Below are 9000 nucleotides of genomic sequence, written 5' to 3'. Positions count from 1 at the left end.
GCAGACCGCGTGAAACGTTGAACTGGCTCAAACCGATCGAAGTGTTCAGCGATTTGGTAAGGAACGCAGTGTCGCCATGATCACTTGAATCCGCCAAGGTTTTGTGGCCCTTCGGCATCGCCCTGTGGAGGGAGATGTCAAACCGCCTCAAGCTGCGTTGGCTGAAGACCGTCGTGGTGAGCGTTGAGGAAAAGGCACGCTTGACGTGTCAGGTGGGGATCGGAAAGGCGAGCGTAAGACCCGGGCGAAGGTTCGCGCCCGGGTGTGGGAGCTGCTCGCTCTGCGGCCGAGTGGTTTCCCGTGGCTGGCGGTGGCGGGCAAGCTGCTGACCGGGTGGGTGGTCATCGACCTGGACGCCACCCTGATCACCGCCCACTCGGATAAGCAGGGTGCGGCCGCGACGTTCAAGCGTGGGTTCGGGTTCCACCCGTTGGGCGCGTGGTGCGCGAACACCGCCGAGTGCCTGGCCATGCTGCTGCGATCCGGTAACGCCTGATCGAACACGGTCAGTGACCATATTTGAGTGTGGGGTGACGCGATCGCTCAACTCCCGGCCCAGTACCGCAGGAAACTGCTCATCCGGGTCGATGGCGCCGGCGCCACCCACGAACTTCTCGAGCATCTGCAGCAGATGAACAGGCTGTGGCGCACGGTGAGGTTCACCGTCGGGTGGACGATCACCGAGGTCGACGAGACCGCGATCGCCGCTGGACTTCGGCACTCTGCGGGTGGTCATCGAGGCGGCTGTGCCCAGGGTCGACTTCCCGGTGCACGGGCCGACGGTCATCAGCGTGCCGTGGGCGAGTCACGGCACCCGGTTCACGGCCGCGTTCGAGGACACCGCGGCGTGGCTGGCCGCACGCACCAGCGCCTCGGCGGTTACCGGGTTGCTGCGTATCGCTTGGCGCAGCGTGATCGGCATCGTCAACCGGGTCGTCGACGAGGCCCTGGCCGGCACCGACCGGCTGGCCGGGCTGACCCGTATCGGTATCGACGAGGTCGCCTATCGCAAGGGCCAGCGCTACCTGACCCTGGTCGTAGATCACGACACCGGCCGTCTCGTCTGGGCCGCCGACGGGCGGGACAAGGCGACCGTGCACACGTTCTTCGACGAGCTGGGCCCTGAGCGGGCCGCGATGCTGACGCACGTGTCAGCCGACGCCGCCGGTTGGATCGGCGACGTCGTGGCAGAACGCGCGCCGCGGGCGGTGCGCTGCCTGGATCCCTATCACCTGGTCGCATGGGTCACCGACGCCCTCGACGAGGTGCGCCGGGTGGTGTGGAACACCGCCCGCGGCGGCAAAGGCCGCGTGCGGGTCTGTCCGCTCGGGCGATAGCGGTCGGGCTGGGGCGGGATGCGTCGGTGGTCTCGCGGGAGATCGCCCGCAACGGTGGCCGTGACGGTTACCGGGTTCACGCCGCTCAGGAGCGGTTCGAGTCGTTGCGGGCTCGACCGAAGCGGCGCAAGTTGGAGGCTGACCGGCGGTTGCACGACGAGGTCAACGCTGGGTTGGCGGCGCGGTGGTCACCGCAGCAGATCAGTGCCCGTTTAGAGATGGATCATCCCGGTGATGAGGCGATGCGGGTGTCCCACGAGACCATCTATGAAACCCTTTACGTGCAGGCCAGGGGCGGGCTACGCACTGAGTTGAAGCTGGCGTTGCGGCGTGGCCGGTATCGGCGGATGCCGGCAGGGTCGTCGCGTGTCAAGGCGGCCCGGATCGCGGGGATGGTCAACATCAGCGAGCGCCCGGCTGAGGTCGCGGATCGGGCGGTGCCGGGACATTGGGAGGGTAACCTCATAAGGGTCCTGGGCCGGGCTGTCCGTGCGCTGGCCACTCGCTGACCGGATCGCGGCGGACTCGGCGGCCACGGACAGCGGGCGGACAGCCGCCAGTCCGGGTCGACGTCGCAGACCCTCGGGCAACGCCGATCGGCAGGGAATGGCTGAGCGCGGCACGAGTGGTGATGAATCCTCCTACGCTTGGCGGGTGGAGATCAGGACCGGCGGCCGGTTGCGGTTCGGCCCGGACAGTGGGCGCATGCTGCTGCGCACCGGCCGCAAGGGCGCAGGGTCGGCCGTCGGCCACGACCTGACCATCGAGGTGACCGACTGGTCGGTGCAGGTGAACGTTTCCGAGACCAGGCCGGCGGATGCCACCGTGACGGCTCGTGTCGAGCTGGGGTCGCTGGCCGTGCGGGCCGGCACCGGCGGTGCGCGCCCGCTGACCGACAAGGACCGCGGCGAGATCGAGAACAACGCCCGGCGGACGCTGGACGTCGATCGCCACCCGACGGCCATCTTCGAGTCCGCCCGAGTCGTCACCGGCGACGACTCCGCCACCATCAGCGGAATGCTCACCCTGCACGGGGTCGACGCCCCCATCGACGTCCAGGTACGCGAGGTGACACCCGACCGGTACCGCGCCACCACGGTGGTCACCCAGTCGGCGTACGGAATCAAGCCGTACTCGGCTTTCCTCGGCGCGCTCAAGGTCCGCGACGACGTCGAGGTGGAGATCGAGGTCGACCTCGGACGCGGAACTGAGTCGATGTGAGCTGACCAGTTCAACAAACGGGCGTTGGCTGGCGTGAAGAATGGCCATCACACCGTGGGGGTGCAGCGCCAGCACTCGGGCACCGCCGGCTGGATGGGGCTGCAGGACGGGTCCTTGACCGCTCGCTGTAACGGACCCGGTAACAGCGAAGGCCCGCCGGCGGGGGAGTGGCTGACATGGGATGGCATTTGGACGTGATGCACGATGCCGTTCTGTCCGGATATGCGGACGTATCGAGCTGTTCTGGCACGGCGTGACAGAATCGTTGGAAAACTGGGGGGTCAAGGGGTCGTCGGTTCGAATCCGGCCGTCCCGACAGCAAAACAGCAGGTCAAAGCCTTGATTCACCTCGGTGAGTCGAGGCCTTCTTGTTGTTCCGTCTCACAATTCTTCACGTACGCGCGTACTGCTGAATTTCGGGCGCTGGAGTCACCCGAACAGCCCTGATTCGAGGTGCTCAGCCGCCACTTTCAGGTGGCTGCTGTCCGGGTGGACGTAGACCCGCTTGGCGAGCGTGCCACCGTCCGCGTGACCGGCCCAAGCCGCCAGCACGACGTCAGGCACCCCGACGCCGGCGAGGTAGGTCAGGCACGCGTGCCGGGCGTCGTACGGCCGGACCTTGCGAACCCCCACCTTGGCCATCAGCTCGTACACCCGGCGGCGGAGCCAGTCGGTGCGCTGCGGCTGGCCGAGTTCGTCGACCAGCAGGTACCCACTGTCGACGTACACGTCGCCCGCCTTCAGGCGCTCCTGCTTCTGCAGGGTGTGGAACGCCTTCAGCGCCTTCGCGACCGTCCCCGGCATCGGAAGGCCGCGTTTGCCAGCCGCCGACTTGGCCTCCTTCTCCTCGATCTCGCCGTCGACGAGCGTCCGGGTGTTGTCCCCGGCCGCGATCGTGCCGGCCTCGAAGTCGACATCGGACCTGCGCAGCCCGCATACCTCAGCCGGTCGAAGACCCATCAGCGACAGCAGGCAGACGGCGTACAGGCGTTCGCCGGTGATGCCCGTCAGGAAGCCTTCACCTCCTCCTGGGTCCAGGGCCTCCGCTACGCCCGTGCGTCGGCAGCGGCCTTCGCCGCCGCTCTGGGGATGGTGACGAACGCTGCGACGTTGCGGACCACGAGTTGACGGCGAACCGCTACGTTCAGCGCGGTCCGGAGCCGGCCGAGCGTCAGGCGCACCGATCGGACACCCAGCCCCGATCCGGGCTTGCCGCCGCGTCGCCGGCCCTCCGTCAGCATCCAGTCGACCAGGGCCTCGATGTCGACCTCGGTGACGTCTTGAAGCGGCTTCTCGCCGAGGCGTGCCCCGACCGGCAGGAGCGCGTCCCGGTAGTTGGCGGCGGTGGCCTTCGAACCAATCGGCAGCCGGCCCAGCTCGACCAGGTCATGGCTCCCGCTCGACAGAAGATCGGCACGATCCTCGCCGGATACTCCGCCGATCAGCTCGACGTTCTCTTCGACTGCTTCACCCGTGCCGCGCAGGCGTACCAAGAAGCCGCCGAGCACCTCCCCGACAGCGATTAGCCCTGTACCGGCGCTGTAGCTGCTCTTGGAGGTGGCGTCCGTACCCTCGCACGATGATCAGCATTGCCCGGACCGCACGGGCCGTCGCGGTGGTCTGGCGGGCCGGGCGGGCCAACCTGACGGCGTACGTCGTGCTCGCGCCGATCGCGGGCGCGCTTCCGGTGCTGGCGGCCTGGCTCACCAAACTCGTCCTCGACCGGGTCGCGAACGCGTCCGGCGGCGCGATCCTCGGGGTGGCGACCGCGCTGGCGGTGGTCTCCGTCTGCCTCGCCGTCGTGCCGCACCTGACGAACTATCTGCGGGCGGACCTCGGGCGCTCGGCCGCCGTCGTCGCGCTCGACCAGCTGTACGCGGCGACCGACCGCCTCTCCGGCCTGCGCCGGCTGGAGGAGCCGGCGTTCCAGAACACGCTCCGGCTGGCCGAGCAGGCCGGGCGGGACGGGCCCAGCCGCTGCGTTGACGGCCTGCTCGGCCTGGTGCAGTGCGCGGTGCTGCTGACCGGATTCCTCGGCACCCTCGTGGTGATCAGCCCGGTGATGGCCGTGCTGGTGGCAGCCGGCGGCGTACCAGCGCTGGTTGCCGAGCTCCGGCTGAGCCGGCGACGGGCGAACATGCTATGGGAGATCGGGCCGGCCGGGCGGCGCGAGATGTTCTACGCCAGCCTGCTGACCAGCCTGTCCGCGGCCAAGGAGGTACGTCTGCTGCGGCTGGGCGGGCTGTTCCGCCGCCGGATGCTCGCCGAGTTGGGCACAGCAAATGCCGCACGTCGGGTCCACGAGCGCCGGGAGGTACGCGCCCAGGCACTACTCGCGGTACTGAGCGCGGCGCTGTCCGGGGGCGGCCTGGTATGGGCCGTCGCCACCGCCCGATCCGGCGGGCTCACGGTGGGCGACGTGGCCGTCTTCATCACCGCCGTCGCCGGGGTGCAGAGCAGCCTGGCCACCCTGATCGACCACCTCGCCGGCATCCACCAGGCGATGCTGCTGCTCGCGCACTACGAGCAGATTGTCACCTGCCCACCGGATCTACCGGAGCCGACCCGACCACTGCCGGTGCCCCCGCTCAAGCGGGGCATCGAGTTCCGTGACGTCTGGTTCCGCTACGGTCCGGACCACCCGTGGGTGCTGCGGGGCGTGGACCTGTTCATCCCGTGTGGACAGGCGGTGGCCCTGGTCGGCCACAACGGCGCCGGCAAGAGCACCCTGGTCAAGCTGCTGTGCCGGTTCTACGACCCGACCCGGGGCGCGATCCGGTGGGACGGCGTCGACCTCCGCGAGCTGTCCGTGGACGGCCTGCGGGCCCGGATCGGCGCGGTGTTCCAGGACTACATGACGTACGACCTGACGGCCGCGGAGAACATCTGGCTCGGCGATGTCGACCCGGCCGGCCCGGACCACGTACGCGCCGAGGACGGCGTCCGGATCGCGGACGCCGCCCGCCGGGCCGGCATCCATGAGACCATCGAGGGCCTGCCTCGGGGGTACGAGACGATGCTGTCCCGGGTGTTCGAACTGGACGGCGATCCGGCGGATGCGGGCGTGCTGCTCTCCGGCGGGCAGTGGCAGCGGGTGGCGATCGCCCGGTCGGTGCTGCCCGCGGCGCGGGACCTGCTGATCCTCGACGAGCCGAGTGCCGGCCTGGACGCCGAGGCCGAGCGCGACATCCAGCTCCGGCTGCGCCAATACCGGGCCAGCCGGACCAGTGTCTTGATCTCGCACCGGCTGGGTACGCTGCGGGACGCCGACCTGATCGTGGCGCTGTCGGGCGGGCGGGTCGTCGAGGCGGGCCGGCACGATGAGCTGCTGGCGACCAACGGCACCTACGCCGCGCTGTTCCGGATGCAGGCGGCGGGCTATGTCCCGGCCGAGGCAGGAACGTCGGCCGGTTGATCCGCGCGGACGAGGAACGTTTCGAGCACGCCGTCCCGCCGGCCGGCCAGGTCGGCGAAGATCCGGTTGGCCCGCCGCGCGTACCCGTCCGCCGCCGCGCGCTCGCCACGGCGTTCCTGCACCCGGCCGAGCTGGCGGAGCGCGGCCGCCTCGCCGTACCGATCGCCGGCCGCACGGGCCAGGGTCAGCGCCTCCCCGCCGTCCCGGTGGGCCAGCGCCACGTCGCCGATCCGATGGTGCACCTCCGAACGGCTGAGCAGCGCCTCCCACTCGTCCTCCCGGTTGCCGGTCCGCCGGCACAGCCGCAGGCCGGCGGTGAGTGCCGCCAGCGCGTCCAGGTGCCGCCCGAGTTGGCTGTGCGCCCGGCCGAGAGCGACCAGCGTCATCGCCTCGCCGGCGGCATCATCGTGTTCGCGCCGCATCGCCAGGCAGCGGGTCAGGTGTTCGCCGGCGGCCGGGAAGTTACCCAGCTCGAACTCGATCTCGGCCAGGTTGTGCAGGGCCATCGCGAGCCACACCGGGTTCGCGCCGGCGAGTAGCCCGACCGCCGCCCGGACGAGGTCTGCCGCCCGACGCGGGGAGCCCGTACGGTGGTGGAACCAGCCGAGGTTCTGCAGCGCCCGCCCCTCGCCTTCGCGATCACCCAGCCGGCGCCACAGCTCCAGTGCCGACTCCAACGCGCGGCATGCCGCCTCCAGCGATCCGGTACGCCAGTGCAGCGTCGCCCGCAGCGCGAGCACCGTGGCCCGGGCGGCGCCGTCATCGATGAGCGCCGCCGCCTGCTCACAGACGGCGACCAGGGCATCGGCCTCCGCCCACCGGCTGCGCTTCTGCAGCCACCCGACCACGGACGGAATCACCTCCATACACAGCCGGCTCAGCTGCGGGGCCGCGTCACACGCCTGGCGTGCGGCCGCAATGATCCCGGCCAGCTCACCGTCGACCCAGCGTACGGCGTCGTCGAGCGTGCCCAGCTCGACCACGGTGGGTCCGGTGGCGAGTTCGGCCACCCGGTGCGGGCGCAACAGCTGGCCCGCGCGCAGCACCGTGGTCAGGTATGCGGTGAGCCCGCGGCGTACCGCGCGCTGGCGCTCGGCGGCCGGATCCGTCTCCGCGGCCAGCTCCGCGCCGTAGAGCCGGAGCAGGTCGTGGAGCCGGAACCGGGTCGGCCCGATCGCGTCCAGCAGGTGCGTCTCGGTGAGCCGGTCCAGTAGCGTCAGGGCGCGCCGTTCCGGGACACCGATCGTGACCGCGGCGAGCGGCGCCGGTATCTCCGGCACCCGCAGCAGTGCCAGCGACCGGAAGGCGGCCGCGGCCGCCCGGTCGTCCTGATCGGCGCTGTCGAGCAGCTGGCGGTAGGTGTTCCAGAAGCTGGACCGGATGGCGAGGTCGTCCGCGCGCAGTTCGTCGAGGCGTTCCCGCTCGTTGTCCAGCCGATCCGCCAGTACCGCGACGGACCAGTCGGGGCGGGCCGCAAGCCGGGCTCCGGCGATGCGCAGTGCCAGCGGGTGCCCGTCGCACAGCATCGCCAGGCGGTTCGCCCCGTCGAGGTCGGCCGCCGCCCGCCCGTCGCCGCAGAGGGTGTCGAGGAGCTGGCGCGCTTCGGCGTCGCTGAGCCGGTCCAGCCGGAGCCGGAGCGCGTCGAGGGTGCTCGTCGGCCGCCGGCAGGTGATGATCACCGCACAGTCCTGGCCAGCCGGGAGCAGGGGCCGGATCTGCTGCGCGCCGGCCGCGCCGTCCAGGACGATGAGCAGCCGCCGGGCGGCGGTCTCCGACCGGAACCGCGCGGCCGCCTCGGCCAGTTCGAGCGGCACGTCCCTGGCCGGTACGCCGAGCGCGCGCAGCAGCTGACCGAGCGCCGGCAGCGGGTCGACGCTGGGCATGCCGGGGGCGCCGCCCTGCAGGTCGAGGTAGAGCTGCCCGTCGGGATAGTGGCTCGCGAGCCGGTGCGCGGCGCGTACCGCCAGGGTGGTCTTGCCCATCCCACCCGGACCGTGCAGCACGACCACCGACGGACCCGTCCGCGGCCTGTTCGCGGCCGTGCCGGCCCGCTCGATGGCGTGCAATTCATCGACACGGCCCACGAACGCCGCCGGGTCCGGCGGCAGCTGGCGTGGCGGTTCGGCTGGGCTGGGCGGGTTACCGGGCCCGAGGGCCGGTTGCGGGTCGACGGACTCCGCTGCAGCGTCGGGTGCGGACAGCTCCGGGTCCCGGCGCAGGATGGCCTGGTGCAGCTGGGACAGTTCCGCTCCGGGTTCGAGGCCGAGCTGGTCGGCGAAGACCGCGCGGGTCTCCGCGTACGCCGAGAGGGCCGCCGGTGCGTCGCCGGACCGGTACAGCGCCAGCATGAGCTGGTGACGCAGCCGCTCCCGGTACGGGTGGGCGGTGATCAGCAGCCGCAGCCTGCCGGTCACCGAGGCGTGCTCGCCGAGCGCGAGGCGCGCCTGGATCAGGTCCTCGACCAGCGACAGGTGTTGCTCCTCGAGCAGGGTGATCCGGGCGGCGAGTTCCGGCCCCGGGCGTACGTCTTCGGCCGGTCGGCCCCGCCACAGGTCCAGCGCCTCACGGAACCGCGCGGTGGCGGCGGCGTGGTCACCGCGGGCGAGGGCCGCGCGGCCCAGCTCGCTCGCGGTCTGGAAGCGGTGCAGGTCCAGCTCGTCCGGGTCGACCCGCAGCTGGTATCCGGCGGCGCTGGCGACCAACCGGTCGCCGCCGGCGGGTCCGCCGTCCAGCTCGCTCAGCAACCGGCGCAGCCCACTGGCGTAGGTGCGCAGGTTCGCCACGGCCGAGCGTGGCGGCTGGTCCCACAGCTCGCCGATGAGGCGGTCCAGCGACACCCGCTCGTGGGCCGACAGCAACAGAGCGGCCAGCATCGCCCGCTGCTTCTGCGGGCCGACCGGGACAGCCCGACCGGCGGCGGTGATCCGGAGTGGGCCGAGCAGCTGGAATCGCAGGCTCAAGGTACCTCGGTTCTGATTCGGTCCACCACGGCCAGCACCCTAGAAACGAGGTACGAAGATCCGCAAC

The 9000-nt window shown here is 71.0% G+C and carries 6 protein-coding genes and 3 pseudogenes; 6 read left to right on the top strand and 3 right to left on the bottom strand.

Features of this window, described 5'->3' with window-relative positions:
* Positions 1-337 precede the first annotated feature (337 nt).
* From ABZ807_RS27520 to ABZ807_RS27500, 5 genes and pseudogenes are all read left to right on the top strand, one after another.
* Positions 338-607, top strand: a pseudogene (locus tag ABZ807_RS27520) (transposase); the annotation flags it as partial.
* 85 nt (positions 608-692) lie between these two features.
* Positions 693-1298: pseudogene (locus tag ABZ807_RS27515) on the top strand (transposase); the annotation flags it as partial.
* Positions 1280-1354: pseudogene (locus ABZ807_RS27510) on the top strand (hypothetical protein); the annotation flags it as partial. The pseudogenes ABZ807_RS27515 and ABZ807_RS27510, both read left to right, overlap by 19 nt.
* Before the next feature lie 9 nt (positions 1355-1363).
* Entirely contained in the window at positions 1364-1846 is a 483-nt protein-coding gene (locus ABZ807_RS27505) for an IS30 family transposase (protein WP_357163950.1), read from the top strand.
* A gap of 145 nt (positions 1847-1991) precedes the next feature.
* Positions 1992-2558 carry a YceI family protein gene (locus tag ABZ807_RS27500; protein WP_357163941.1) on the top strand — a complete coding sequence of 189 codons (567 nt, stop codon included), beginning with the start codon at positions 1992-1994 and terminating at the stop codon, positions 2556-2558.
* A gap of 429 nt (positions 2559-2987) precedes the next feature.
* Here ABZ807_RS27500 and ABZ807_RS27495 read toward each other — a convergent pair whose 3' ends face one another.
* Positions 2988-3527 (bottom strand): site-specific integrase, encoded by a 540-nt coding sequence (locus ABZ807_RS27495; protein WP_357163947.1) that lies wholly within the window; start codon positions 3525-3527, stop codon positions 2988-2990.
* A gap of 77 nt (positions 3528-3604) precedes the next feature.
* Positions 3605-4066: a hypothetical protein gene (locus ABZ807_RS27490; RefSeq protein WP_357163938.1), complete on the bottom strand. Its 462-nt coding sequence runs from the start codon at positions 4064-4066 to the stop codon at positions 3605-3607.
* A 71-nt stretch (positions 4067-4137) separates the two neighbouring features.
* Between ABZ807_RS27490 and ABZ807_RS27485 the strand changes: the two genes are divergently transcribed.
* Entirely contained in the window at positions 4138-5973 is a 1836-nt protein-coding gene (locus tag ABZ807_RS27485; RefSeq protein WP_357163935.1) for an ABC transporter ATP-binding protein, read from the top strand.
* Here the strand turns inward: ABZ807_RS27485 and ABZ807_RS27480 are convergent.
* The gene (locus tag ABZ807_RS27480) at positions 5937-8933 is read right to left on the bottom strand and encodes a BTAD domain-containing putative transcriptional regulator (protein WP_357163932.1); all 2997 of its coding nucleotides are present in this window, start codon (positions 8931-8933) and stop codon (positions 5937-5939) included. The genes ABZ807_RS27485 and ABZ807_RS27480 overlap by 37 nt on opposite strands.
* Positions 8934-9000: the final 67 nt, after the last annotated feature.

The organism is Micromonospora sp. NPDC047548, from assembly GCF_040642975.1.
Classification (GTDB): Bacteria; Actinomycetota; Actinomycetes; order Mycobacteriales; family Micromonosporaceae; genus Micromonospora.
This window is presented reverse-complemented; position numbering and strand designations above follow the sequence as displayed.